The sequence below is a fragment of the Vibrio sp. 779(2023) genome (assembly GCF_033344285.1).
Lineage (GTDB): Bacteria > Pseudomonadota > Gammaproteobacteria > Enterobacterales > Vibrionaceae > Vibrio > Vibrio alginolyticus.
On the sequence record NZ_JAWPOM010000019.1, the window covers coordinates 1 to 24,172 of the forward strand.

Sequence of the window (24,172 nt, forward strand, 5' to 3'; positions counted from 1 at the left end):
ATGAGTAGTTTTACAGGCAAAGCCGAAACGGATGATAACCACCTACTGAAGTAGGTGGTTTAGGGCTGAAAATAAAAGAGCGGCAATCGCCGCTCCAAAAATTAAATAGAAGTAGAAAATCACTTAATACCGTGAAGGCTATTTTCTGCATCCATAGCTAAAGGATTGAACGAGTCGTTACGAAGTTCTGCTATCGCGTATAGCATGCGCCCCATGCGACCATTTCCATCGGTAAAGCCATGGTACCCGATAACTCCGGCGAACAAATGTTTACCTAAGTCTTTATCTTCTACAGGGTTCTCTTTCAAAAAGCCTTCAATGTGCTGCTTTAACATGCCCTCACCGCCAATACTTGACGGCAAAGTGCCACCCGAAATATTTGGCCCTCGGTAATCACGCTCAACATTAGGCACCAATCGAGCGTGTAGCTCTTTTAGGTTTTCCATATTCAATAAATCTTTACCATTAGACGCGTATTCTTTCAGTAAAGACGTAATATTTTCGGCATCGTTTCCTTTAGAGTTAGAAGCATTAATGATCCACGCCGCAGCTCTTTCAACATTATTGGTTACGCCACTTTTGTTAAACGCACCCTCCGCCAGTCCTTCAGCGTATACACCTTGGCTTAGATCGGTGCTTGCTAGACCTTCGATATGACGTTGCGCCGATTTAAGATGCATCACCTCCATATCAAACACCGCTTGCATTTGATTAATGCTACCTGCCGGGTTTTTCTGCGCTGCAGATACACCACCGCCGTAGTCTTTTACTACACGTCCAGCAAGCGACTTCGCTGCACTTTCGCCAATCAGTGATGTGAGGTTTTTACCAGAATCGGTTTCTAACATTGCCTCTGTCATCGCTCGCTCTGCTAACTGGTTTAGCTCAGCAGAGTTCGACTGAACTGATTTACTGTCTAACTTCGCAAAGGCATTTAAGACATCTGATGCGGTTTTTATGCTTCCATCTTTGAAGAACATTTGTCCATGCTCAACAGAAGAAGCAGCTTGTAAACGCTGAGCTTGTCCTTGCTCATTATCAAATACGGCTTTTGTAAGGGCTTTCGCTACCGATTGTGGGCTACCTTCGCGAAACAGTTTTCCTGTCGCTTCAAAAAATCGCGCTACTGCACCATTCGTAGGATTGGCGCGAGTAAATTCTTGGGTCGCTGCGTTGATTTGGTATTCTTTGCCACCAATACTCAGCTTACCTTGGTTAAGTATCTCGTTACGAGCTTGCGGCATGGCAGCCTGCAACGCGCTAACACTTCCAAAACTGATCATGTTTTAAACCCTTAATGTGGAAAAATGAGTGGTATTCGTTTCCGGTACTTCGGTTGTTTTATTGGTTACTTCTTGTGTATTCGCACTTTTTAACCACTCGATGAAATTCGCAAATGACTCATCGAAAAAAGATGCAGTTAGCAGTTGCTGAGGCAGGTGTATGAAACCGATATATCCGGTCTCTTCCTCCCAGCATACCGCTGGAGAGCCTTGCGTTAAGGCATCTTTCATATGTTGATGCAAAATATCAGCACTCGGTTTATTACCTGAAATCAGCCCGATAAGCGTCACACGATCTTCTTGTGCACGAATTGTGATTGCTGTGTTTTGCTCAACGAGTAGATGGCAACAATCATCCTCATCAAAAACCAACGGCTCCAATTGGCAGCGGCTGGCAAAATCTGTCAGTAAAGAAGTTATAAATCCATTAGCCATTCGACTAAATAATCCTATTTTTGTTGTTTTAGATGCGCTGCTTAGTTGCAAGACTTATCAACTAAGCAGCTTTCTTAGGTGTATTCTTAAGGATTTATGGCAGTGAATATTTTAGAAATGGTCGGATTTTTTTTGTTTAAAGGCATTAAAATGAAAAAACTCAGCAAGTGCTGAGTTTTTGAGGTTCATTCATGAATCGTAATTTTACGCTCGCTGAGCTGCTTCACCATGGCTTGCTTTAATGCATGCAGCTGTCCATCAATACTAGCGTCGATGATCCCAACTTCTGTTTCCAAAATGCAGCCTCCATTTTTCAAGCGCGCATCTGCTACCACGTCAACGTAACCGACTTCAGGGAAATCACTTAATACACCAGCCACCTTTTCTCTCACCTCAACAACCTGCTCTGGGTGGACATGTAAAATGACCTGCTTTTGGTTACTCACCAGTTGCAACGCTTCTCGAACTACACTCACCGTGGTATCGACATCATCGAAGGTATCGATGATCTTACGTACTGCTTCTAACACCACACCTGTCATTTTTTCTTCGACTTGCTGATAGTAGTCATTACAACGTGCTAAGGTTTCAACCATCGTTTGCGCATTTTCAATCTTGGCTTGTGCAAGGCCATCTTGATAACCACGTTGTTTTTCGGTTTCGTAGGCTTGTTGGGCATTAGCAATGATGCTTTCAGCTTTGGAGTTCGCGGCTTCAACTAAGTGTTGCGAATCCAGATAACTGGCATAATCTTTCGCTTTCAGCACCTTTAAGCCAGGTGCCAGCTGCAAATTGTCTGTTTTTATTTCAACAAATGAAACCATTGAGGAATAACCTGTTTTGCGATTTTTTTTGTGAGTCGATACGCCAGATCTCGTTGATCCGCTTCCAACCAGTTAGCTGTTTCTGCGTTTTCGCTAAGTTGCTTTTCCAATTTGAATTGCCAACGAAGAACAACATCTTCCGGTGAGTTAATCAAAATAAACCTCATCCAAAAATATCCCAGCGCCCTCATGCTTGCTTCAACAGACCTTTCATCCAGTAGTTCTGGTAACGAACGCTGCCAGCCTTGCGGCCAGCAGGATAACAGCATCGGCCCGTTTTGAATTAAGAACCGAGCGCCTTCCAAACCAAAAACGTTGTTCAGAACCTGTTTAGGATGTTTTAAGACAACGCTTCGCATCGCAACACAATGCAAAGCTCCACCCACCATCAATACGAGTTGATTCAACGCGTCTGTCGGGAGCAATGCCAAACTATGACAAGGTCTGTTAAAAGCCGTCTCAGGAACGGGAGATAACGCCCACTCATTGATACACCATTGGTTGAACATGGGGTTATCTCTCCAGCCTTCGATATTTAGTAACCAAGGCTGCTTTTGCTCTATCCAACTTCTATGGATGTACTGGCAAGGCGCATAGTTAAACTGGTGTTGTACCTGCGCGAGTGGTGTTTCTGGTTTAACCACGCTTCGTGTTCCTACGACACCATGTAAAAGTAGCGATATTCGAGCCGATGAGTGCCGCTACCAAGAACACCAAAATGGCGATAAGATTATTCGCCGTCTCTTTGGTGACCTGAACCGACAAAATGCTTTTAAATTGATTGTTTTGAGTAGCAACTCGAACCTCTGATGAGGGTACCATCACTACGCTGATTCGATCGTAGTTCAGCCCCTCAATGCTATTGTTCACTAATAATTTGATCTGCGGAACATATGAATCAAGCGCAATATCTGCTGCGTGTTTAATAAATACGGAGGCAGAAGCTGGAGTTGGGCGCTCTCCTGGACGCAGATCTTGATCTTCCAAAACAACATGAACACGTGCCACCAGCACGCCATCAATCTGAGATAAGGTTGACGAGAGCTCTTGAGATTTCGCGTATACCAAACGTGCTCGTTCTGCTAATGGTGACGAGATCAAATCGTCTTTGGGAAACACTTCTTTCAGTGTGGAAAACTGCTCTCTTGGATAACCTTTTCGCTTTAGCGCATCTACCGCGAAGGCGATTTGAGAACTGTCTACCATTAACTTGACGGTGTTGTCTTTGTCAGGTTCTTTTGTTGCAACGACACCTTCGGATAGTAAGATCGACAACATCTCATTACCCTCTTTCTGAGTAACGTTGGTGTATAACTCGGTCTGACAACCTACCAGAAACAACGTGAGCATGATGAAAACTGCTCTCATTTTATTCATCATCACTATTGTGCCTTCAATAAGGTTTCTACGTTTTGTGTGGTTTTACCCACGGTTTTCGCGATCAGCTCTTCTTGAAAAGTAATGCGTGTGAGCGCCCACTGCATTTGCAGTAATTGCGCCGGATCATCACCCACCATCTTCATGTTGTCTTGCAGGTTACTTTTCGCGTTATCGATAGTGTTTTTCAACTCGCTGATGTTTTCTAGCAAACCTCCCTCCAGGCCATTACTTGCCTCGGGAACCGACATGGCTTGCTCAAAACGTTCGCTTAAACCGTCTTCGACTTGCGCATCCTGTAACTTATCAATGTTGGTTTGCATCACCTCGGTGTACTGCGTGTTTATCATATGTACTCCTAAGATAAATCTAACTTGTGACTGTGAGTCATGATGTTTTTCACCATCGCATTTTTTTGGATCATGAAGCTAAGTTCATCACGAACCATGTCCAGTGTTGATGCCATATCAGGTAACGACTTCAACTCTGCCCAGCAATGCCATAAGGCTTGTTCTTTCTGGGCACCCAGTGGAAAATGCTGCGCTAGCATTGCTTTTAGTGCTGTTTTATCAGCAGGTGGTTCGGCAATAAGCTGTCCCGAAAAATTCCCTAGTAACTCCTGCTTCAACACCTTTAACAAATCAGATTGTGGCTGCTCGTTGCCTTTTGCACTCTTCGCCTCATGAAAGGCGTACCACATTGCCTCTCGTTTAACTTGAGGGTCGGAGAACGCTTCATTTAACGATGATAAGACACTTTGTTTACTGACAACCTCTGCGTCTTTTAATGATTCGTACCACGCTTTAATCTCCGCCAGTTTCGCTTCTGTTTTCTCTAGCGTCTCTTTTGGAGAAACATGTGAAACTTGCTCTTGCTTGTCACTTCGCTCCATGAACGTTTTCATCTTGTCTTCATCGCTCCGCTCATAATGGCGCGACTCCGACTGACGCAAAGATTGGTGTTGAAGACTTAGGTTACTTGAATCAATGATCATCCAAGATTCCTAATGTCCTGAGAAAAGCTCGCAGCAAATGCTTGGCTTTCTTCGCTTCCTTGTGACGCAAGTTCTACCCAGCTTTCCGCTTTGCTCAGTAAACCGGCTTTGGCAGAAGCAAGAGCCGCTAAGCTGATCAGATCTGGATAGGCGTTACAAAGTGGTTCGAGTAATTGATGAGCCTCTTCATACAAGCCTTTATTCATGAGGCTCATTGCACGAATCATCGCAACGGTCTCTTCAGAACCTGAGCTTGCTTCAAGGCCATCTGCAATCGTGTTGGCTTCTTGATGACGATGCATACCTGTTGCCATCAGCGCGATTTCAGCCAGCAGTTGGCGCGTTTCTCGTTCCATGCTTTACACCTTCTGGAGAATCGACTGCATCACATCTTTAATCGCACGAGTGGTGGTCGCATTGATATTGTAAACAACAGACCATTTGTTGATCGCGTGCTGAAGCTCGGCAAGCTTTGATGGATCATCGGCATTGGTTTCTAGGTTCTTGATGGCTGCCGTCACTTCTGTGTTGGCATCTTTCGCTTGTTGTTCTAACTTAGCTTTAACATCATCAAGGTTTACACTGTTACTAGCATCGTAAAATGACATAAGACTTCCTCGTATTTTTTAGTTAGCTTCGTATGATTCAACGACCGCATAGGCGGCTGTGTAAGCTTCATACTGTTTGAGTAGCAATTGGTACTGCTGTGGTGAGCACCCTAAATCCAACTGACGTTTCACCACCGCTTGTGCTTCTAAGAGCTTGCTCTTAATCTTGTGCACTTCCGCACCGTTTGTGTCGTTATTTAAAATTTGTTCAAGATTTGTCATTGTTCGTCTCGCCTTCATATCCGAGTTCTATTGTTATCACCCGCCCGCCTTTAACCAACTCAATACCAGCAGGTGTAACACTGGATATTCGGTAGCCCTGAGGCGTTCTTGCACCGACCATATAGCGAACATTATCGGTCAGAATCACATATGGAACCTGGCCAAAGTTGACGCTACGAAACGGGAAATCGATGTTGGTGCCTTTACTCACCTTAGGTATGGATTTCAAAACTAAGTACGGTTTCTCACCATATTGTTCCCGGAAGTCTCGGGTCACACCGTAAAATCGAGTCGTTTCGATATCATCAAGCTCACCACGAACTTCGATGCGATCACCGCTGGTGACCAACTGGACTTTTTTCAGTAACTCCGCATCCGTCAATAACGCTTTTAGCGTATCCATGTAGGCACCCGCTCGCTGCAGTTCAACCTTCCACGCAATAAGACCCGGCACGTCTCGCTCCAAGATTTGTTCAACTTGGTTCCAGCGGCTTGCATCATCGATATAGCCCGTCAGCAGCAGTGTGCCGGTCTCATCGCCATTTTCGACTTTCACTTGGTGATAGCCGAGGTTGCGCAAAATAAATCGAACCCCGCGACGGATTTCTTCCATCGTTCTTAAGTCACTTTTGTAATTGATGCCCAATACATCAATTCGACCAAGCAGATCGAGTTTCTGTGTTCGGTCTTCAACATAGCCCTCTAGGACTGCTTGGCGTGCGGCGGCATTCCATTCCACACGAACGTCGCTAAGTTTGAGCTCGCCTAAGATGTTACGCACCAAAACAATGGGTTCTGCTTCTGTAACAATTTCATTGTTGTTTCCGTTAGCTTGGCTGTACCACATACCGGCAAAAATGACACTCGGGACAAAACTACAAAGCAAAGCGATGAGCGTTGTTTTTTTCCAGCTAGAGCGTTGCACAGCAACCACAGGTGTATTCTGTTGGCTAGATTCGTCGCTGACGTTACTCACAATTAACGCATCTTCCGCGTATCCCAGAGCGAACTTCACAACGCCGACCGAGACAACAGCATGGCGTGACAACTCGATACCACCACCTGCAACAGCGATGTCTTCACTGTTAATATTTGCCTCTTCGCAGCCTCGTAAAATGACCGAGTCTTGCTGGCAAACGAGGGTGAAATGGTTCGCTTCGACCCCAGCATCAGACAGTACAAGATCAGCAATAAAGTCGTCACTGCCAAGCACGAGAGCACCTTCAGGTAAGGTGACTTCTACTCCGGTATGCACGCCTGATAAAATACGAATTTTCCATTGCTGCATCGCGGTTAAGACTCCTCTGAAGGGCGCACACACTCACTTTGTGAGTCATCACATTCCAATACTTTCACCCGCCAACCCTTTTGCCCTGTTGGTAATTGGCACTGCGTTAATTGAGACGACTTTTGCTGTGACAATAAGTCTTGTTGATAGCGCTCGGCTTGAACCCTCGATGTGCAGCTATATACTTCCACTACCGATTTAAATTCAGCGCTATTGTTGGAGATGTTGTTAAGCTTGCCGATACTTGGTCGCAAGTCATATTCGTTGCCAATCAACACACTATCGCCAATACCATCCACAACAATTCGAGGTTCTAAAATAAACATTCGTACTGTGCGGCGCTTAGTGTTGGTATTACTTCTAAACAGCGCGCCTAAATATGGGATGTCTCCTAGCAATGGCACTTTACGTAACTGATGGCTCACTTCATCTCGGTACACACCACCGATAAGTAAGCTTTGCCCTTGTTTAACCGTCGCTAAGGTGCTGATTTCAGTTTTACGAACGGAAGGAAGATCATCGACGCCACCATCAGCGATCTTTGCACCGTCTTCGAGATGAAGGCTCAGGTTAATTTCAGGTCGTGCAGCAAATCTATCACCAACGATACGTGGGACAATTCTCAGTAACGTGCCATATGTGACCTCTTCCAGCGCTGCGGTTTCTTTACCAACCAGCTTGACGTAAAAAGTGCTGCTGTTGTTCAGTACCGCTTCGACATTTTCCTGAGTTAACAATGTTGGTCTTGAAACCACTTGAGCACTGCCTTTGGATTCCAATAAACGAATTTGAGCCAGCAAGTAATTTAGGTTGGTTGAATCAAGCAAGGACTTAAAGTTCTGTCCACTGCCGAGCGTCACATCCCCCGAATTCACATCACCTGTTGTTTTGATATCGACAATGCGGTTGTTTCCGACAGACACTCCCGCTCGCCAATCAACGCCTAACTGACTTAAATCGTTGGCACTGATATCGACAATCGATAGCGCGACTTCAATTCTTGATTGCGGCTGGTCTAATTGCGCGACCAGTTTACGATAGAGCGGTAATCGTGCTTGAGTATCACGAACGATAATCGCATTAAGGCCCGGCTCTGCTTCAACTGTTGCACCACCATGAACTGAGGCGGTTTTATTACTTTTTACAGGCTTATCTGAACTGGTAACTTCTTTGCTAGACGCACTCGTCACTTGAGTTTGAACACCAGACACGACCCGTTTTAACACCGATGCGATACCAGGGACCGTAATTGTCTGATCGCGATATGCAATTTCTCTATCCGTTGCAGAAGCGTACTTCAAAGGAATTATCTCAACGAATAATTCGTCGGTTGAATTCGATTTCTGCAGCAAGCGCGTTTCCAATGCCTCCGCCGTTTGTACCACTAAGTCGACATAACGTGGAGGACCCGCAAGATAGACTAACCCTTTGCTCTCAGCAGCTCTCCAACCATAACGAGAATCCCAAACGCCGGTGGAAATTAACGTACTGCGTAGCTCTCTAGCCGTAAGTAATTCCAATTGAAGTAAACGTGAGCGAGTTTCTGTCGCCTTATAGACATGTAAGACGGCTCCATCGAAATACCACATCAAGTTGTACACTTGCGATAAGTAATCGAGGAATTCCGCCGGATCTTCAGGGGTAAAACGCCCATTCACTCGATCGTTGACTTTGTCACTAACAGAAACCGAGACACGATAATTTGCACCGAAGTTATTCAACAACTCTTTTAATGAGTCATTATCTGCATAGTAGCGGAACGGTTGTTCGGGCCAGTGTAAGTCTGTTGCTTGCGCGTATCCCAAAGGAACAACACTCACTGCGCATAACAATGCCTTTGTTGCAGCACGCCTAATGTTGGGAAAGATTTTTAGCATCATGGTAACCACACTGTATGGTTGATTGTGTGGTTCACGCGTTCTTGTTCCAATAATGCAATGTAACGCTCACATAGATTGACGTGCTTAGAAAGCAAAGCAGAGAACCGTTCCACCGAACAGTCCTCAACCCTTACTTTACTTTGCAAAATCAATTGCTGATCATCATTGGTTGTCAGTACGCCGCCATCCTCACGAATGGTTTTTAATGAGAGCTGCATGCAACGTTGTAACGCTTGTTCTTGTTGATAATCTAGATGCTCTTTAAACTGGAAGGGTAACGTCGCTTCCCATAAAATCCATGACGCATGTTGCTTGATGTTCAGTGATAACTGGTCAACCTCGATGTTGTAAGAACCATTTTCTGAGGCAATAAAATCCCCTACCTTTAGCGCTTCCGCTAAAGATTTCATCATCTTATCTAACATTTAACGCCCTATTTAGATCTGGCTGAGGTGATTGCAAGCCTGGCCGCACTGACCACTTTGAGTATCAAAATAGTAGTGATCGATATCACCAACAGTTTGCATGTTCTTGAACCATTGCCATACTTTCGCAACCGCATTTTGGTCGTTGTAAACCACATCGCATGCATCCCAAACTTCGTTCAGCTCGGGGGCTTCAAGTCGCACTTCCGAACACCAATTTTTCCACTCAGAAATAAATTGTTCGGTTGTAGAGGTGTACTCCGCGAACCCTTTCAGCTCGTCTAAAGACGGTTGCCACTTCTCAATTAACAAACGATGACATTCAATCACTTGCAACTGTTGTTCGCTTAACGTCCCAAGTTGCTTTTTAAGTTGATGCTGCTGGCTCTTAATAAGATCGAGTTGCTGTTGAACAAAGACGGCACTGGTGTCTTCCCCTGATAGCTTCGACCAATATTCCTTCTGAATATCGAGTTGATTGATAAGTTGTTCAACTTTAATCGAAGCATGAAGAGCACTTTGATCGACTTGTCGGTTAATCCACTCGTTGAGTGATAAATGGAAACAAAGCATCAACGTTTTTGGGACAGCCAAATTAAAGCGAAAGCCCAGACGAGAGTTGATGTAGTCCAGCCTTTGTTCGAACGTTGTGATTGTGCTGCTATCACTGAGCTGCGATCCAATTTCCAAAAATAAACGCATGGCAAACCGGTCTATCGAAGCACCAAGTTTTTGATACGTTTTAACTAACTGGCTAGCGCATAGGCTATCGACGACATTTCTATCCAACAAGCGTTGAAGTAAAGATAACTGCTCATAATTTATGACGCCTTCACTCAACAATTGTCGGTGATTGACGTGCACAACATTGAGATCCTGCGTAGGTTTCGAGGCGCTTTCATAACGAGCTCCTCTTTGTAAAACAGTCACTTTCCGCTGTGTCACTATGCTGTCTGGAAAAAGCGAACGGCGTCGCCAATGCTGCTTTTTCATTTATGTTCGTCTCCGCACCCCTTTCGAACAATCCAGAAAGAAAGAGATGTAATAATTTTTAATCGTTCGTTGTTACACGATACATAATAGAATTTACACTGGTGAGTGACTTTCAAAATTAGTCAGAAAATTTTAGTCCCAAGTCATTTCATTTCGCGATAGCCACTTGATCGTCTCCCGAACGTACGCGGCTTGGGGTCGTTCCAAAACGACGACGGTAACTCTGCGTAAAGTAAGACTGACTGGAAAACCCTGCCTCCATCGCCACATCTACGATGCTCATCTTGCTCGTCAACAGCAGTTTATGAGCATGCAGTAGTCGACGCTCACTGATCCAAGCTCTTGGAGAAATGCCATAGTGCTCATTAAAAAGCTCTTTAAAAGTGGTTAAGCTGGCACCAAACTCCTGCGCGTAGTCTGTCAACTTCCATTCTTTTAAGTAATGCTGTTCCATAAATCGACGTAACCGTTCCGACGTACGGTTTGTTTGTTGTGACAGCAACGCATACAGTGATTCTCCTCCTTTGCTGTGTAGCAAGAGAATGAGTAGTTCTTCGTATTTTAGGCACATAATGGCATCAGGGTACGCTTGTTGCTCAAGCGTCTGCATGCTAGAAAGCACTTGTTCAACGAGTATGTTCAAACCAAAAGTAAACAAACCAGAACAAACTTTGTCTACCTTAGGCAGCATCATCAAGAGATCACTGTGTTTTTGCAGCAACTGACTAACGAGTTCATTGTCGTAAGCAATAATCGACGCTTTGTATGCCCCATCTAGCGGAGAGTACTCTAACAAGTAATCCCCTTGAGATAGAAATACCCCATTTTCTGCAGCAACATCGATTGTGCAATCACCTGTTTGAACTCGAAGCTGACCATTGTGAACGACAACAATGTGAGACTGGTCTGAGTGAAATACTTCGTCAGATTTTTCATAGCAGGAAAAACTACGAATTTTTCGTGAACTCGAGTCGACCCTTTCTGAGTTTAGTTGGCCTGACACATCCATTTTCTACCCTTCATTATTTTGAGTTTCTCAGTGCAAATGTTGAGAAACTTTCAAAGCACTACTTTGATCGTTGTTATTTCTAAGTACTGCTGTATGAATTAAAGAAGCAAAGAAAAGAGCATAGAAGTTCTATCACTTACCATACCCCCCGAATAATTAGCAAATAACCCAAGCATTACCTTTACCTGAAGGTAAAGGTTTGACTTAGTAAATTTCTGCTGTCCGTCTTTATTATTTTTATCAGATAGCGTTTATCATTAGCCAAAACTTAAATATCATTTCGTTATTTAAGTTTGGTTGTTTTGTTATACATTAGAATACAATTAAATAGATTTCGGCACCGTTTCGAGAACAAAATTAAATTTCCAAAATCATAAAAATGTATATTTTATAGCCTAAAACGCCAAGCCAACGTGTTCAAGGAGCGAGATATAATCATAAAAAATACTGTTTTTGCAACAAGTATGAGTCTAAAAAACAACTGACCCGATGACTTCAAAGTCATGTAATTAATGTTTATAAAAGACAACAAATCTTTCACAACAGGAAAGATATAGTCTTTATTTTTATAAATTAGAAAATTCTAATAAAAATGTAGTGCTTAAAATTTTATCTGTTTATTTTTGGAACAAGAATCAAGTTTTCTTGTTTATTTCCCTCTAAAAATAAATAGTTCTTTTCTTTTTCCGCAACGAGCTCACCGTTTGAATAAAGCTTTCCAATAATCTTCATTTTTCCTTCACCAGCTTGAATTGGTGCAATTAAAAACGAATACTGCACAGGCAACTGAACGCCTTGGTAGCTCTGAGATACCGATTTAAGACATTGATTATCAATAACTTTACATATTTCCACTTCAAGAGAAGTAATCGAAGGTGGAAAGTAGCCGTCGAAAGAAACCCAACCATAGACTGATGCCTGACTCTGTGTATCAAAGTCATCCACCCCATTGACGGACACAGTCTGACTGCACCCACTCAGTATGAATAACCCAATAAAACCAGCCCATATAGAATTGTTCATTATGACCCCATAAACTTATTTTATATAATCTAGCTCATTTGAAATCCACACAATTCTTTATGTAAAAATATAAAAGATCAACTTATATTTATACTACAAGCGGACAATAAATCGCATTTTTCAACAACACGTAGTTAACATGGACTGTAATTTCAAAAGCAGTTTCTGCTCACTTTCATTCCTTCCTTAATTGAAGTTTATTAGAGAAAAATGATATTCATATATATCATTACCATCGAGATATGCATCTGAACACATCTACTTTTGCCTTTCTATTTCTCTCAACACATTTAAAAGCCAAAATATAATAACAACCGACTAATATTGATAAACATGAAGAGATACATCTAATATTTTCCTTGATAAAATTTCAAAAGGGACTATTCCTATGTCAGCACGCCAAACTATCGATGAGATTTTGCTAAAGTTTGCTCATCAAATAGGCTTGCCTGCACTGCATCTAACGGAAAATGAAGTAAGCTTAGCCTTTGATGATAATCTAAGGGTGCATATCATCTTTCATCCTGAATCGACAACTCTGCAGCTCGAAGCTGAGATTGTTGGCCTTCAAATTGTAAATTCCGATCTTTATCGTTCTTTCTTGGCCTTTAATTATCACTGGCCTGAGCACCAGTTATTTTTTAGTTTAGATAACCACCGACATGTCCTATGTTTAAACCGACTCATTAACATTAGGCGACTGGATTACGAATATTTTGAAACAGCTTTAGCAGAATTGCTGACGCACAGCGAGTCGTGGGAAGCGTTATTGTCTTCTCATGTAACCATTGATGAGGCACCACCGATGCCACAAACTTTAGACTTGAGAGTTTAGGTGTCTTTATGTCCAATGACATCCAATCCACATACACCAATTCATCGGTTCATGACGCTCAACAAGCGCAGCAAAGTGATGCAGTGCCGCAAGGAACGTTTCATGGCCGTAAAGTCACCCTACTCTCCTCATCAGAAAGCAGTCTGATGCGAACAAGCTCTAAAAGAGAGCTTGGTGAATGTTTAAATCAATTTGCCAGTCTCGAATCTTGCAATCGCGTTTTGGACTTTGATCCACAACTCAATATTGACAAGCAAAACGCCGCCGTAGAAAAGCTTATGGAACGAAAAGTGGCGATAATTCAACGTTCCTGATATCACAATATAAGCAGGTTAAACATCTAAGTTACCCTTCAGCCGACAAGCTCACGCTAATAAAAAACCCCGAAGATTCGGGGTTTTGATTCATACTGCTTTTTCTTTATTAATTACTTAGTTTCACTAGAAGAAGCCTAACGGGTCGATGCTGTAGCTAATCAGCAAGTTCTTCGTGTTCTGGTAGTGATCCAGCATCATCTTGTGCGTTTCGCGCCCGATACCCGATTTTTTGTAACCACCGAACGCTGCGTGTGCAGGGTAAGCGTGGTAACAGTTAATCCAGATCCGACCAGCTTCAATATTACGGCCCATACGATATGCAACGTTCGCATCACGTGTCCAAACACCTGCGCCTAAGCCATATTCAGTGTCGTTTGCGATTTCCAACGCTTCAGCCTCATCTTTGAATTTGGTGATAGCGATCACTGGGCCAAAGATTTCTTCTTGGAAGATTCGCATCTTGTTGTGGCCTTCCAACATGGTTGGCTGAATGTAGTACCCCTGGTTGATAGACTCTGGCTGTTCTGACACTCCACCACCAAAGACCACTTTTGCGCCTTCTTCACGGCCGATTTCCAGGTAACTTAAAATCTTATCAAACTGTTCTTGAGAAGCCTGAGCACCGACTTGAGTATCGGTATCGAGCGGATTACCTTGTTTAATCAGCTGTGCACGTTCCGTCAGTTTCTCTACAAACTTGTCATAAATCGCTTCATGAACCAGTACGCGAGATGGACAAGTACAAACTTCACCTTGGTTGAAGAAACCAAGTAACGTACCTTCGATACACTTATCAAGATACTCATCTTCGTAATCGAAGATATCTGAGAAGTAGATATTTGGAGATTTACCACCTAACTCAACTGTCGATGGGATCAAGTTGTCTGCTGCACATTTCAGAATGTGGTTGCCAACTTGCGTAGACCCGGTAAAAGCGAGTTTCGCAATGCGGTTGCTGGTTGCTAATGCTTGACCCGCTTCAGAACCATATCCGTTTACAACGTTGATGACACCAGGAGGAAGAAGGTCACCGATTTTTTCCATCAGAACCAGAATGGATGTTGGGGTTTGCTCTGCTGGCTTCAATACCACACAGCAACCTGCCGCTAGTGCCGGCGCTAGTTTCCAAGCCGCCATCAACATTGGGAAGTTCCACGGAATAATTTGACCAACCACACCAATCGGTTCTGGGAAGTGGTAGCTTGCGGTGTGCTCATCCAGTTCTGCCGCACTGCCTTCTTGTGCGCGAATACAGCCAGCGAAGTAACGGAAGTGATCCACTACTAAAGGTAAATCTGCCGCCAAGGTTTCGCGAACTGGTTTGCCGTTTTCCCAAGTTTCTGCAACAGCAAGCTCTTCTAGATGCTGCTCAATACGGTCAGCAATTTTCAGCAAGATGTTCGAACGTTCTGTCACGCTGGTTTTGGCCCATTTTGCTCTGATGTTGTGCGCGGCATCCAGTGCTAAATTAATATCTTCCTCGCCAGAGCGAGCAACTTTACAATACGCTTGTCCGTTGATTGGTGAGATATTGTCAAAGTACTCACCACCCGTTGGTTTTACCCATTCCCCACCGATAAAGTTATCGTAATGCGATTTAAAGTTAACAATGGCATTTTCACTACCTGGCTGTGCATAAATCATAACTCTTCCTTTTGTTTCTCGTTCAATGTGTTATTGCAGTGTCGTATCGCACTGTTCACAAAGAGCATTACGCAAGTCACACGCCAACTACGCCATACTTGTTGTTAATTAAATGTAAAACTATGATTACCAAGCGATAACAAACCAAGTGAGCGATGTTTGAGCGGATGTATGGTGTGAACACCAATGTTCAAGTGTTCCAAAATGGCACACCCTCACTGTGACAAAATGGTACAGTCATGGAACTTCAACATATTAGCGATAACAATTGGCTTTCAACTTCATGGGTCAGAAGTGAACAAGCGGGTTTAAAACAGCGTCGACGCCCTGAAGATATTCGAGTAACGCCAGCGACGCTCCAAGATAGGCGTCACCAACTCAATTTTTTGCTAGAGGCAGTCACTCAATTTGCGCTCCCTTTGTTTAATCAGCTATTTGCTCATAGCGACAGTCGCTTAATTTTGACGGATTCAGATGGTGTCATCATCGGCAGTTGGGGACAGCCTAGATTTCGTGAAAAGTTAACGGAAATCTCGCTAAGCTCTGGTGCATGCTGGCAAGAAAAGGTCAAAGGCACCAACGCGATTGGTACAGCCTTGGTTGAAGCAAAGCCCGTTTCTGTTATTGGTGATCAGCACTTTATCCAACACCATCGTTTTATTAGCTGTTCGGCTAATCCTATTTTCGATCATCTTGGTAACCTCATTGGCGTATTAGATATTACGAGCGAGCAAAAGAGACATGACTTCTCAACGCAAGTACTAGTACAAAACATGGTCCAGCAAGTGGAGAATCAACTACTTAACTTGATTCCACAAGGGCATATTCGTGTGGATTTAGCGTGCGAAAAAGGTTTACTGAATAGTGGTTGGCAAGGAATTATCATTGCAAATGAAGACGGACAAGTTTTGGCTCACAATCAAGTAGCCTCTCAACTTTTTGCGCAAAAAAGTATCATTGGGCAATCCTTAGACGACATTCTATCCACTCGGGGAAATGAGCACCCTTTCGTTTTCAAAACAAAACCGCTTACCGATAAAGATAGCAAGGTCAAGTCTCGTGCTGTAGCGGCGTCCAATGATCTTCATTATGGCGACTCCGCTGTTGAGCACTGTTGGCAGCAAGCCAATCGCGTCATCGATAAAGATATCAGTTTGTTGATTCTCGGAGAGACTGGTGTTGGCAAAAACGAGTTTGTGAAAGCGCTCCATAAAAACAGCCAGAGAAAAACGGGACCGTTAGTTTCCGTCAACTGCGGAGCGCTACCAAAAGATCTGGTTGAATCTGAATTATTTGGCTACGTAGCCGGTGCCTTTACTGGCGCAAACAGCAAAGGCTATCAGGGAAAAATTCGCCAAGCACACAAAGGGATTTTGTTTCTAGATGAAATCGCAGATTTACCCTTGGAAGCTCAAAGCCGATTGCTCCATGTATTGCAAGATAAAACCGTGCTTCCCGTGGGTTCCAACCAAAGTATTCAAGTCGATACGCAAATCATTGCAGCCACGCATAAAGATCTGGAACATTTGGTCAGCGAAGGATTGTTCCGCCAAGATTTGTATTATCGCCTTAATGGCTTGATCATTGAGCTACCTCGCTTTGAGGAACGTGATGACAAACGACAACTGATTGAGAACATTCATCGGCGTCACGCCGAATCTGAACAACAGCTTTGCCCTCACCTCCTTTCTCTGATGCTGTCTTACTCATGGCCAGGAAATTTGCGTGAACTCGATAGTTTAATCAAAGTATCCGCCTTAATGGCGCAAGGTGAAGAAATATTGGAACTCACACACGTCCCAGCCCACCTAAGTAAGAAACTCAGCCAAGCTCAAGAAGGGGCAGCATCCGCTGAACCAACTTCAGAACTGCGTGCAACCGTCGAAGATAAGTTGCTCAAAACATATCAAGCCAATCAGGGGAACATTAGCAAAACGTCTCGTATGCTTGGTGTGAGCCGAAATACCATTTACAGAAAGTTGAAAAGCCTTGGCATATTAAGTTAATTCTACGACCTCAGATACAAAAAGAGCACCGTTGCGGTGCTCTTTCTCTTTGAAACCTAGCTTACAGGCCGCCTTGTTGTTGCGCCTGTTTTACTAATGCCTGACGTTGAGTTTCCTTCTCAGAGATCACTTGATTGTCCTTGTGCATTTCCTGTTCCAATTCTGCTGGAATGAAAACAAAGTACTTGTTAAGAGTCATCTTAGAACCTCAATTTGCTGTGTTAATTACCTTCTTGGTCGACGTAAACAAAACCAGAAAAACATGTTTTACTGGATCCTTGTTGCTAGTTTCAAAAAATAAAGGATGTTCATATAATAAACATCCTCCATGTGGGCGATAATTATAGGCGTAGTTTAAAGGCTTACCTAGCACTCTTTTTCACCTTTTGTGCAATCTGAGTTTCGATCGAAAAACGGATTTAGTTGCCCGTAATTACTAAGGTATTGTTAAAAAGAGAAAAAAGCTTTTACTGTAACTGACGACAGGGATGAGCTTACGAGTGTAGGTTCACTTGCAATTGTGTATCGTAGAGTTCGAATACGATAATAATAACGCTACATGCCCTTAATCTGCGTAGTTAAAAACTTTGAAGTGATAGACAACCGAAGTCATATCTGTGCAACTCAGTTTAACGATTTGTCTACCAGTTCAATATTTCACCTTTTTTGAGAAATCTTTAGCCACTTTTTTGTGTGAAACGCCCCAAAAGAGCAGACAATTAAAAGTGTGGCATATGACCACAATTGTCTATCCCCACTTAGCTTCGGGAGGCGTTTATGAAAAGTAACAAACTTGGCCATGTGATGTCTTTCAGCAGGATGTTTTCCTTCATCGCATTCTTGACGGCCACATTCGCATGGATTCTCAGCATGTACGCCCTATTTACTGTTTCTTTAGTGGCTCTTGTGGTCAGTGCAATTCTCTACCTAAAAGACAGGTTTTATCAAAACAAGAAAACGACCACTGAAAAGAGCGCCTAGGCGCTCTTTTCTATTGAATGTCATTTCTGTGTGACTTGATATAGTTATCAATCCGTTCGAGTTCGTGAAAATAACCATACATACCAATACGATTAATTTCTGGTTCTATACAGTATTTTTCTTCTTTTACCATAGCTTCTACAAACATTCCGCTTGATGCAATTGTGAAAGGTGGACACGCTGAGTAACCATTATTTTCTGCAATATACTTCAATCGCCCAAATTCAAAAATTTGACCTGGAATAGCAACGATAAGGGACAAGACAATTGTTATAGTTATCACTTTAATCGGCACTTTGACTAACTGAGTCATTCGATCAAATAAAATATAGACCAATAATGTAGGGCACAAGAGTAAGCTTGCGATACTTAAAACATATGACGCATCAATGTAGACCACTTGAAAACCACTACTGAGCTGAAGCGGTAGAGATTCGAAAACGAAATGATGATAAAGGCGATAGATGGAGTAAGTAATCAGTAATATGAACATAAGCAACACGAAAGCTGTGTGAAATGGATGCTTCTGTTGTGTCATTTCTATTACCTTATAGTTGAGGAGACGGCAGAGAGCGGCTTAGCTTCACTCTTCGAAGAGAAATATTAAACTGCTAGCAAATGCATGCTCTCCCATTTCTGAGAAGTGCGTGACGAATCAACGTTTAATGTAACTTTTAAATCTACCAATATCTTACAGACACAAAAAAGGATGCCACTTGGGCATCCCTTTATATCTTTATATTTAGTCGGTTTACTTAAAACGATTACACGTCGTAAGTTGTAGACGCTGTGTCGCCGCCTGTACCAGTCCAGTTAGTGTGGAAGAATTCACCACGTGGACGGTCAATACGCTCATAAGTGTGAGCACCGAAGTAGTCACGTTGAGCTTGAAGCAGGTTCGCTGGTAGACGAGCTGTTGTGTAACCGTCTAGGAAAGATAGCGCAGAAATCGTACATGGCATTGGGATACCAGACTCTAGAGACTTCGCTGCTACTTTACGCCATGCTGCTAGGCTGCCTTGTAGGATGTTTTTGAAGTACTCATCAGAACCTAGGAATGCGATGTCTGGATTCGCTTCGTACGCATCACGGATGTTGCCTAGGAACGCAGAGCGGATGATACAACCACCACGCCACATTAGTGCTACGTTACCGTAGTTTAGGTCCCAACCGTTTTCGTTCGATGCTTCGCGCATTAGCATGAAGCCTTGAGCGTAAGAGATGATCTTAGAAGCTAGTAGCGCTTGACGTAGTGCATCAACCCACTCTTGCTTGTCGCCTTCAACTGGAGTGATTGTCTTACCGAATAGAGATTCAGCTTCAACACGTTGGTCTTTCAGTGCAGATAGACAACGAGAGAATACAGACTCAGAGATAAGCGTTAGTGGAATACCTAGGTCTAGTGCGTTGATACCAGTCCATTTACCAGTACCTTTTTGGCCTGCTGTGTCTAGGATCTTTTCAACGAGAGGCTCATCGTCTTCATCTTTGTAGCCAAGAATGTCAGCCGTGATTTCAACAAGGTAGCTGTCTAGTTCAGTCTTGTTCCAATCAGCGAATACTGCTTGCATCTCGTCTGCAGACATACCAAGACCGTCTTTCATGAACTGGTAAGCTTCAGTGATAAGCTGCATGTCGCCGTATTCGATACCGTTGTGTACCATCTTAACGAAGTGACCAGCACCGTCGTTACCAACCCAGTCACAACATGGCTCACCAGCGTCAGTTTTCGCAGCGATACCTTGGAAGATAGGCTTAACCGCTTCCCATGCTTCAGCAGCACCGCCAGGCATGATAGATGGACCGAAGCGCGCACCTTCTTCACCACCAGACACACCAGTACCGATGAAGTGGATACCTTTTTCACGTAGTGCAGCAACACGACGGTTTGTATCTGGGTAGTTAGTGTTACCACCGTCAATAATGATGTCGCCTTTGTCTAGCAGAGGTACTAGCGCTTCGATGAACTTGTCTACAACGTCACCAGCGCGAACCATCAACATTACTTTACGCGGCGTTTCTAGCTTCTCTACTAGTTCTTCTAGAGAGTATGCACCGATGATGTTCGTGCCTTTTGCTGGACCTTCCAGGAACTCGTCTACTTTAGCAGCAGTACGGTTGTGAGCAACCACTTTAAAGCCGTGATCGTTCATGTTTAGGATAAGGTTTTGACCCATTACTGCTAGGCCAATTACACCGATATCACCTTTCATTGTTTCTCTCCAATTTTATTTCATCGACGAGCAGCGTCTTAAGCAATTTTTGCTGCCGCGTCTAAATCTAAATACCATTCCGTTAGGCCCGATTTCGCTTGAATCTTAGCCGCTGGGTATGGCAGTGCGTGTGCTGGTGAACTGTTAATTTCTTCAACAATGTCCGCTTTTCCTGCACCAAGCACTAAGTAACTAATGCGTTTCGCTGCTTCTAATACGCGTGCGGTTTTCGACACACGAAGTTGGCCCGATTCAGGATGCGACGCCACAAGAGATAGGTTCGCATCATCATAATTCGTTTGGCCAGGGAACAGAGAAGCTGTATGACCATCTGCACCAACGCCTAATAAGATCCAGTCAAACACAGGTGTGCCGTTTTCACTCGGGATCACCTCTGCCATCTCTTTTGCAAAGCGCTCGGCTTCTGCTTTAGGCTCATCTTCGCCACGGATGCGGTGAATGTTTTCCGCAGGAATATTTACTTGGCTAAACAACAACGTGTTCGCTTCACCGTAGTTGCTTTCTGCATCGTCAGGGGCAACACAACGTTCGTCACCCCACCAAAAGTGGAGGTTTTCCCATTGAATGGAGGTTGCGTAAGCCTCTGAAGCCAGTAGTTTAAACAGCATTTTAGGAGTGCTGCCGCCAGAAAGAGAGATGTGAACAGGTCTGCCCATTTCGCTAAACGCTTTCATATCGTTAGCTAGGCTTTCAACTACCTGTTCTGCTGTTTGGTAGATCTTATGGTTGATCATAGTTCACAGTAATCCGTATCTGTTAAGTTTTTACATGGGAAACGCCAAGCGCGGCCATCACGCTGTAACAAGTCATCTGACTCTTTAGGTCCCCAAGTGCCGCATGCGTACCCGAAGAGGGATTGTGGATCTTGCTTAAAATCTAAGATTGGCTGTACGTATTGCCAACACGCTTCCACCGCATCACTACGTGCAAATAGCGTAGCATCACCATTCAAAGCATCAAGTAGAAGGCGCTCGTATGCCGTTAGCATTTGCGTTTCTTGCAGGTCAGCGTAATGGAAGTTCATTTTCACTTCCTTCGCTTCAAAGCCTGCGCCTGGCTCTTTCAAGCCAAAGCTCATTTGAATGCCTTCGTCTGGTTGAATACGAATGATCAGCTTGTTTTCTGGTGCGTTTTGACCAAACACAGGATGCGGTGTTTGTTTAAAGTGGATAACCACCTCAGTAACGCGTGTTGGAAGACGCTTACCAGTACGCACGTAAAATGGCACGCCATTCCAACGCCAGTTGTTGATGTACGCTTTCAAACCGATGTAAGTCTCTGTACGAGAATCGTCTGCAACTCCCGGCTCTTCACGGTAGCCGCGTAGGCTTTGCCCACGGACTTCAGACGCCGTGTATTGGCCTAATACTAGGTCATTGCGCAGAGCGTTTTCGTCTAATGGCTTTAGGCATTGAAGCACTTTTACCACTTCATCACGCATCGAGTCTGCATTGATTTGCGCTGGTGGTTCCATACCTACCATTGCTAATACTTGTAGCAAGTGGTTTTGGAACATGTCGCGCACAGCGCCAGAGTTGTCGTAGTAACCACCACGCTCCTCTACGCCAAGGAATTCTGCGCCTGTGATTTCAACGTAATCAATGAAGTTACGGTTCCAAAGCGGCTCAAACATCGCATTAGAGAAACGAAGCACAAGTAGGTTTTGTACCGTTTCTTTACCTAAGTAATGGTCAATTCGGTAGATTTGATGCTCTTGGAAGTGCTCGTGAATTTCTTTGTCCAGAATACGCGCCGATTCAAGATCATAGCCGAATGGTTTCTCAATGATCAGGCGTTTCCAGCCATCCTCTTCACTGTTAAGGCCATGTGCTGCAAGACTTGCAGGGATCACACTGTATAAACTTGGTGGGGTTGCTAAGTAAAAAAGCGTATTGCGTTGCTCGAATTGATATTCGTCCGCAAGTTGGTCTAAGCGAGAAGATAGCTTACCGTAATCTTGTGTGTCAGAAGTATTAATTGCTTGGTAGTGCAGATGGTTAATAAATGCATCAAGCGTTTCTGGCTCAGTCTTTTCCATTTCCTGAAGCGATTTTTTCAGCTTCGCGCGGTAAGACTCATCACTGTATTCAGTGCGACTTACACCCAGAATGGCAAAATTCTCTGGAAGCTGCTTGTTCGCGTAGAGGTGGTATAAAGCAGGAATGAGCTTACGGTACGTAAGGTCACCTGAAGCACCAAAAATAACGATGCTGCTGTTTTCTGGTATTACCATCATCTTTCCCTTAAAAACGAGGTACTTATTGTGTGCCCGGATACGGCTAGAGAATGAGCCAACCCTATCAATGGCACCTCAAAATAGAAAATTGGTCTTACCTATTACGTTGATAGGTAAAGTCTATGGGCCCAAAGAACCTCAAGAAGTTGCATTTCCGATTCTTGAAAACACGACGTATTGAGGTCATTTAAGTCACTTATGTCTCAAAAGTACACACTGTACTCGCTGGAGGAGAGTCCGACACGGGGCAATATTGTCTACGACTATTTGATTTACATCAACACTTGCCAGTGCAAACGTTTAAATAAGTTGCACAAAACGTCATAAGCGATTGTATTTTATTGATAAAAAAAGTTTCATCTGAACACTCCAAAATTTAAGCAAAAACTCTAATGTGGGCAATAATTACTCATCCTTGCAAGCCATTACAGTTTTATCGTGATCTGTGTTACTTACTTTTTATTTCATCATCCTATTGATAATGATACTCAATTAAAGATAATGAAATCACTATTAATGTGAAAGTAGAACGCCATGAAATCAAGCGCCATTAACCCACATCCCATAAACCGAATACAATCGGTGCTTGACTACATTCACACCAACTTAGACAGCACTCTGAGCGTAGATGAAATATCAAAAGCAAGTTGTTGGTCGCGCTGGCAACTGCAACGCGTATTTCAACAACACACTGGCGTATCCGTCGCTCACTATATCAGAGAGCTTAAACTTAGCCTTGCGGCTGAGCGCTTAATCCATACTTCTGACCGCTCGTTAGATATAGCGATAGAAATGGGATTTACATCTGAACACGCATTTAGCCGAGCGTTCAGGAATATGTTTTCAAAAAGCCCCCGTGAATATCGAAAAACGCAACAACTCTCCGGGTTGAGACAACCTTTGACGCTGCGTAAGACACCAAAAGAAGAGAAAAAACATCAGCGCTTTATTGAAGTTCGAATAGAAACAAAACCGGCTTTTGAACTTGCTGGTTATCATGAACCTATTCACGGATTGTTTTCTGCTACGCCCGATTTCCAATCCATAGTACCGTCACTTTGGTCACGTCTTTATTCATCTGAAAACCTTAATAATTCGGAAAGTACTTACTTTGGCGTGATTGATGTGACGCAAGCGTATTCAAACAACCAACAACTTGAGTACTGGGCAGGTTATGAGTGTAGTCCAACAGCAAACGCACCAAGATCAACGAACTCTTCCAACTCGGGGTTAGACCTCTTGGCTGTTCCTGAGCAAACCTACGCCGTCATTACACACATAGGCAAAGCATCAGAGCTCGCCTCAACGCTGGAATGGTTTATTTTACATTGGCTACCCTACTCTAATTATCATGCTATCGATGGTTATGAGTTAGAGCTTTATCCAGAAGGTTATGATGTTGATAGCGAACAAGCACAAATGCAGTATTGGATTCCTGTCGAGCCAAACGACTCGCTATCTTTAAAACCTAAGAACAGAAGAATAAGTTCCAAAGATTAGTGTTTTGCACCAAATTGTTAACTTTTCCTATTTCTTTGAATATAGAATACAAATAACA

The 24,172-nt window shown here is 43.5% G+C and carries 27 protein-coding genes; 5 read left to right on the forward strand and 22 right to left on the reverse strand.

The features are described from left to right. Window positions 1-119: 119 nt before the first annotated feature. The 16 genes from R8O70_RS19230 to R8O70_RS19305 form a co-directional block, all read right to left on the reverse strand. A complete protein-coding gene (locus tag R8O70_RS19230) occupies window positions 120-1,283 on the reverse strand; it encodes a VopS family T3SS effector adenosine monophosphate-protein transferase (RefSeq protein ID WP_005377207.1) in 1,164 nt (387 codons plus the stop codon). A gap of 3 nt (window positions 1,284-1,286) precedes the next feature. Then, a complete protein-coding gene (locus R8O70_RS19235; protein ID WP_005377206.1) occupies window positions 1,287-1,718 on the reverse strand; it encodes a type III secretion system chaperone in 432 nt (143 codons plus the stop codon). Window positions 1,719-1,903: 185 nt separating this feature from the next. Next, window positions 1,904-2,542 carry an HrpE/YscL family type III secretion apparatus protein gene (locus R8O70_RS19240; RefSeq protein WP_005387146.1) on the reverse strand — a complete coding sequence of 213 codons (639 nt, stop codon included), beginning with the start codon at window positions 2,540-2,542 and terminating at the stop codon, window positions 1,904-1,906. Further along, entirely contained in the window at window positions 2,521-3,186 is a 666-nt protein-coding gene (gene vscK, locus R8O70_RS19245; RefSeq protein WP_005377204.1) for a SctK family type III secretion system sorting platform protein VscK, read from the reverse strand. Before vscK ends, R8O70_RS19240 begins: the two co-directional genes overlap by 22 nt. Beyond that, window positions 3,179-3,925 carry a type III secretion system inner membrane ring lipoprotein SctJ gene (gene sctJ / locus R8O70_RS19250; RefSeq protein ID WP_086012989.1) on the reverse strand — a complete coding sequence of 249 codons (747 nt, stop codon included), beginning with the start codon at window positions 3,923-3,925 and terminating at the stop codon, window positions 3,179-3,181. The genes vscK and sctJ overlap by 8 nt, the downstream gene beginning before the upstream one ends. Further along, window positions 3,925-4,269: a type III secretion system inner rod subunit SctI gene (gene sctI / locus R8O70_RS19255; protein WP_005387149.1), complete on the reverse strand. Its 345-nt coding sequence runs from the start codon at window positions 4,267-4,269 to the stop codon at window positions 3,925-3,927. Before sctI ends, sctJ begins: the two co-directional genes overlap by 1 nt. An 8-nt stretch (window positions 4,270-4,277) precedes the next feature. Beyond that, the gene (locus tag R8O70_RS19260; RefSeq protein ID WP_186584992.1) at window positions 4,278-4,913 is read right to left on the reverse strand and encodes a YopR family T3SS polymerization control protein; all 636 of its coding nucleotides are present in this window, start codon (window positions 4,911-4,913) and stop codon (window positions 4,278-4,280) included. Further along, window positions 4,910-5,269, reverse strand: a complete 360-nt coding sequence (locus R8O70_RS19265) for a YscG family type III secretion system chaperone (protein WP_005377200.1) — start codon at window positions 5,267-5,269, stop codon at window positions 4,910-4,912. Before R8O70_RS19265 ends, R8O70_RS19260 begins: the two co-directional genes overlap by 4 nt. A gap of 3 nt (window positions 5,270-5,272) precedes the next feature. Beyond that, window positions 5,273-5,521: a type III secretion system needle filament subunit SctF gene (gene sctF, locus R8O70_RS19270; RefSeq protein ID WP_005377199.1), complete on the reverse strand. Its 249-nt coding sequence runs from the start codon at window positions 5,519-5,521 to the stop codon at window positions 5,273-5,275. Window positions 5,522-5,539: 18 nt separating this feature from the next. Further along, window positions 5,540-5,743: an EscE/YscE/SsaE family type III secretion system needle protein co-chaperone gene (locus R8O70_RS19275; protein WP_017821343.1), complete on the reverse strand. Its 204-nt coding sequence runs from the start codon at window positions 5,741-5,743 to the stop codon at window positions 5,540-5,542. After that, a complete protein-coding gene (gene sctD, locus R8O70_RS19280) occupies window positions 5,730-7,031 on the reverse strand; it encodes a type III secretion system inner membrane ring subunit SctD (protein WP_154204535.1) in 1,302 nt (433 codons plus the stop codon). The genes R8O70_RS19275 and sctD overlap by 14 nt, the downstream gene beginning before the upstream one ends. A gap of 5 nt (window positions 7,032-7,036) precedes the next feature. Next, window positions 7,037-8,911, reverse strand: a complete 1,875-nt coding sequence (gene sctC, locus R8O70_RS19285) for a type III secretion system outer membrane ring subunit SctC (RefSeq protein WP_238939336.1) — start codon at window positions 8,909-8,911, stop codon at window positions 7,037-7,039. Further along, entirely contained in the window at window positions 8,908-9,336 is a 429-nt protein-coding gene (locus R8O70_RS19290) for a YscB family type III secretion system chaperone (protein WP_318184322.1), read from the reverse strand. Before R8O70_RS19290 ends, sctC begins: the two co-directional genes overlap by 4 nt. 12 nt (window positions 9,337-9,348) lie before the next feature. Then, complete coding sequence (locus R8O70_RS19295; protein ID WP_005377193.1) at window positions 9,349-10,329, reverse strand: T3SS regulon anti-activator ExsD domain-containing protein; 981 nt, start codon at window positions 10,327-10,329, stop codon at window positions 9,349-9,351. 148 nt (window positions 10,330-10,477) lie between these two features. Beyond that, on the reverse strand, window positions 10,478-11,338 hold the full coding sequence (locus tag R8O70_RS19300; protein ID WP_005377191.1) for an AraC family transcriptional regulator: 861 nt from the start codon (window positions 11,336-11,338) through the stop codon (window positions 10,478-10,480). A gap of 609 nt (window positions 11,339-11,947) precedes the next feature. Beyond that, a complete protein-coding gene (locus R8O70_RS19305; protein WP_258624460.1) occupies window positions 11,948-12,361 on the reverse strand; it encodes a YscW family type III secretion system pilotin in 414 nt (137 codons plus the stop codon). Window positions 12,362-12,749: 388 nt separating this feature from the next. Here R8O70_RS19305 and exsC point away from each other — a divergent pair, with 388 nt between their 5' ends. Then, the gene (exsC, locus tag R8O70_RS19310; RefSeq protein WP_005377174.1) at window positions 12,750-13,196 is read left to right on the forward strand and encodes a type III secretion system regulatory chaperone ExsC; all 447 of its coding nucleotides are present in this window, start codon (window positions 12,750-12,752) and stop codon (window positions 13,194-13,196) included. Window positions 13,197-13,204: 8 nt separating this feature from the next. Then, entirely contained in the window at window positions 13,205-13,510 is a 306-nt protein-coding gene (exsE2, locus tag R8O70_RS19315; protein ID WP_005387156.1) for a T3SS regulon translocated regulator ExsE2, read from the forward strand. Window positions 13,511-13,636: 126 nt separating this feature from the next. Here the strand turns inward: exsE2 and R8O70_RS19320 are convergent, their stop codons facing one another. Next, entirely contained in the window at window positions 13,637-15,157 is a 1,521-nt protein-coding gene (locus tag R8O70_RS19320) for an aldehyde dehydrogenase family protein (RefSeq protein ID WP_005377169.1), read from the reverse strand. A 239-nt stretch (window positions 15,158-15,396) separates the two neighbouring features. Here R8O70_RS19320 and R8O70_RS19325 point away from each other — a divergent pair, with 239 nt between their 5' ends. Beyond that, window positions 15,397-17,163 (forward strand): sigma-54-dependent Fis family transcriptional regulator, encoded by a 1,767-nt coding sequence (locus tag R8O70_RS19325; protein ID WP_005377167.1) that lies wholly within the window; start codon window positions 15,397-15,399, stop codon window positions 17,161-17,163. Window positions 17,164-17,224: 61 nt separating this feature from the next. On the opposite strand, the gene R8O70_RS19330 is transcribed toward R8O70_RS19325, so the two are convergent. Continuing rightward, a complete protein-coding gene (locus tag R8O70_RS19330; RefSeq protein ID WP_005377165.1) occupies window positions 17,225-17,362 on the reverse strand; it encodes a hypothetical protein in 138 nt (45 codons plus the stop codon). 578 nt (window positions 17,363-17,940) lie between these two features. Here R8O70_RS19330 and R8O70_RS19335 point away from each other — a divergent pair. After that, a complete protein-coding gene (locus R8O70_RS19335) occupies window positions 17,941-18,144 on the forward strand; it encodes a hypothetical protein (protein ID WP_005377162.1) in 204 nt (67 codons plus the stop codon). A 10-nt stretch (window positions 18,145-18,154) separates the two neighbouring features. Here R8O70_RS19335 and R8O70_RS19340 read toward each other — a convergent pair whose 3' ends face one another. The 4 genes from R8O70_RS19340 to zwf all read right to left on the reverse strand — a co-directional run bounded on the left by R8O70_RS19340 (window position 18,155) and on the right by zwf (window position 22,611). Further along, window positions 18,155-18,682 (reverse strand): hypothetical protein, encoded by a 528-nt coding sequence (locus tag R8O70_RS19340; protein ID WP_005377161.1) that lies wholly within the window; start codon window positions 18,680-18,682, stop codon window positions 18,155-18,157. A 226-nt stretch (window positions 18,683-18,908) separates the two neighbouring features. Next, window positions 18,909-20,357, reverse strand: coding sequence for a decarboxylating NADP(+)-dependent phosphogluconate dehydrogenase (gene gnd / locus R8O70_RS19345; RefSeq protein WP_318184323.1), 1,449 nt, complete (start codon window positions 20,355-20,357; stop codon window positions 18,909-18,911). Between the two features lie 38 nt (window positions 20,358-20,395). After that, window positions 20,396-21,112: a 6-phosphogluconolactonase gene (pgl, locus tag R8O70_RS19350; RefSeq protein ID WP_017634562.1), complete on the reverse strand. Its 717-nt coding sequence runs from the start codon at window positions 21,110-21,112 to the stop codon at window positions 20,396-20,398. After that, window positions 21,109-22,611: a glucose-6-phosphate dehydrogenase gene (gene zwf, locus R8O70_RS19355; protein ID WP_017634563.1), complete on the reverse strand. Its 1,503-nt coding sequence runs from the start codon at window positions 22,609-22,611 to the stop codon at window positions 21,109-21,111. The genes pgl and zwf overlap by 4 nt, the downstream gene beginning before the upstream one ends. 537 nt (window positions 22,612-23,148) lie before the next feature. On the opposite strand from zwf, the gene R8O70_RS19360 reads away from it, so the two are divergent. Next, window positions 23,149-24,114, forward strand: a complete 966-nt coding sequence (locus R8O70_RS19360) for a helix-turn-helix domain-containing protein (RefSeq protein ID WP_213967035.1) — start codon at window positions 23,149-23,151, stop codon at window positions 24,112-24,114. The last annotated feature ends 58 nt before the right edge of the window (window positions 24,115-24,172 follow it).

Bases quoted from the DNA above. Each gene is read 5' to 3' on its own strand.
- R8O70_RS19360 (WP_213967035.1), top strand. From the start codon at position 23,149: ATGAAATCAAGCGCCATTAACCCACATCCCATAAACCGAATACAATCG.
- sctI (WP_005387149.1), bottom strand. From the start codon at position 4,269: ATGATAAACACGCAGTACACCGAGGTGATGCAAACCAACATTGATAAG.
- R8O70_RS19290 (WP_318184322.1), bottom strand. From the start codon at position 9,336: ATGTTAGATAAGATGATGAAATCTTTAGCGGAAGCGCTAAAGGTAGGG.
- zwf (WP_017634563.1), bottom strand. From the start codon at position 22,611: ATGGTAATACCAGAAAACAGCAGCATCGTTATTTTTGGTGCTTCAGGT.
- pgl (WP_017634562.1), bottom strand. From the start codon at position 21,112: ATGATCAACCATAAGATCTACCAAACAGCAGAACAGGTAGTTGAAAGC.
- R8O70_RS19260 (WP_186584992.1), bottom strand. From the start codon at position 4,913: ATGATCATTGATTCAAGTAACCTAAGTCTTCAACACCAATCTTTGCGT.
- R8O70_RS19325 (WP_005377167.1), top strand. From the start codon at position 15,397: ATGGAACTTCAACATATTAGCGATAACAATTGGCTTTCAACTTCATGG.
- R8O70_RS19240 (WP_005387146.1), bottom strand. From the start codon at position 2,542: ATGGTTTCATTTGTTGAAATAAAAACAGACAATTTGCAGCTGGCACCT.
- sctC (WP_238939336.1), bottom strand. From the start codon at position 8,911: ATGATGCTAAAAATCTTTCCCAACATTAGGCGTGCTGCAACAAAGGCA.
- sctF (WP_005377199.1), bottom strand. From the start codon at position 5,521: ATGTCATTTTACGATGCTAGTAACAGTGTAAACCTTGATGATGTTAAA.
- R8O70_RS19340 (WP_005377161.1), bottom strand. From the start codon at position 18,682: ATGACACAACAGAAGCATCCATTTCACACAGCTTTCGTGTTGCTTATG.
- R8O70_RS19300 (WP_005377191.1), bottom strand. From the start codon at position 11,338: ATGGATGTGTCAGGCCAACTAAACTCAGAAAGGGTCGACTCGAGTTCA.
- R8O70_RS19275 (WP_017821343.1), bottom strand. From the start codon at position 5,743: ATGACAAATCTTGAACAAATTTTAAATAACGACACAAACGGTGCGGAA.
- gnd (WP_318184323.1), bottom strand. From the start codon at position 20,357: ATGAAAGGTGATATCGGTGTAATTGGCCTAGCAGTAATGGGTCAAAAC.
- R8O70_RS19320 (WP_005377169.1), bottom strand. From the start codon at position 15,157: ATGATTTATGCACAGCCAGGTAGTGAAAATGCCATTGTTAACTTTAAA.
- R8O70_RS19305 (WP_258624460.1), bottom strand. From the start codon at position 12,361: ATGAACAATTCTATATGGGCTGGTTTTATTGGGTTATTCATACTGAGT.
- R8O70_RS19230 (WP_005377207.1), bottom strand. From the start codon at position 1,283: ATGATCAGTTTTGGAAGTGTTAGCGCGTTGCAGGCTGCCATGCCGCAA.
- R8O70_RS19295 (WP_005377193.1), bottom strand. From the start codon at position 10,329: ATGAAAAAGCAGCATTGGCGACGCCGTTCGCTTTTTCCAGACAGCATA.
- R8O70_RS19330 (WP_005377165.1), bottom strand. From the start codon at position 17,362: ATGACTCTTAACAAGTACTTTGTTTTCATTCCAGCAGAATTGGAACAG.
- sctD (WP_154204535.1), bottom strand. From the start codon at position 7,031: ATGCAGCAATGGAAAATTCGTATTTTATCAGGCGTGCATACCGGAGTA.
- exsC (WP_005377174.1), top strand. From the start codon at position 12,750: ATGTCAGCACGCCAAACTATCGATGAGATTTTGCTAAAGTTTGCTCAT.
- exsE2 (WP_005387156.1), top strand. From the start codon at position 13,205: ATGTCCAATGACATCCAATCCACATACACCAATTCATCGGTTCATGAC.
- R8O70_RS19335 (WP_005377162.1), top strand. From the start codon at position 17,941: ATGAAAAGTAACAAACTTGGCCATGTGATGTCTTTCAGCAGGATGTTT.
- R8O70_RS19235 (WP_005377206.1), bottom strand. From the start codon at position 1,718: ATGGCTAATGGATTTATAACTTCTTTACTGACAGATTTTGCCAGCCGC.
- R8O70_RS19265 (WP_005377200.1), bottom strand. From the start codon at position 5,269: ATGGAACGAGAAACGCGCCAACTGCTGGCTGAAATCGCGCTGATGGCA.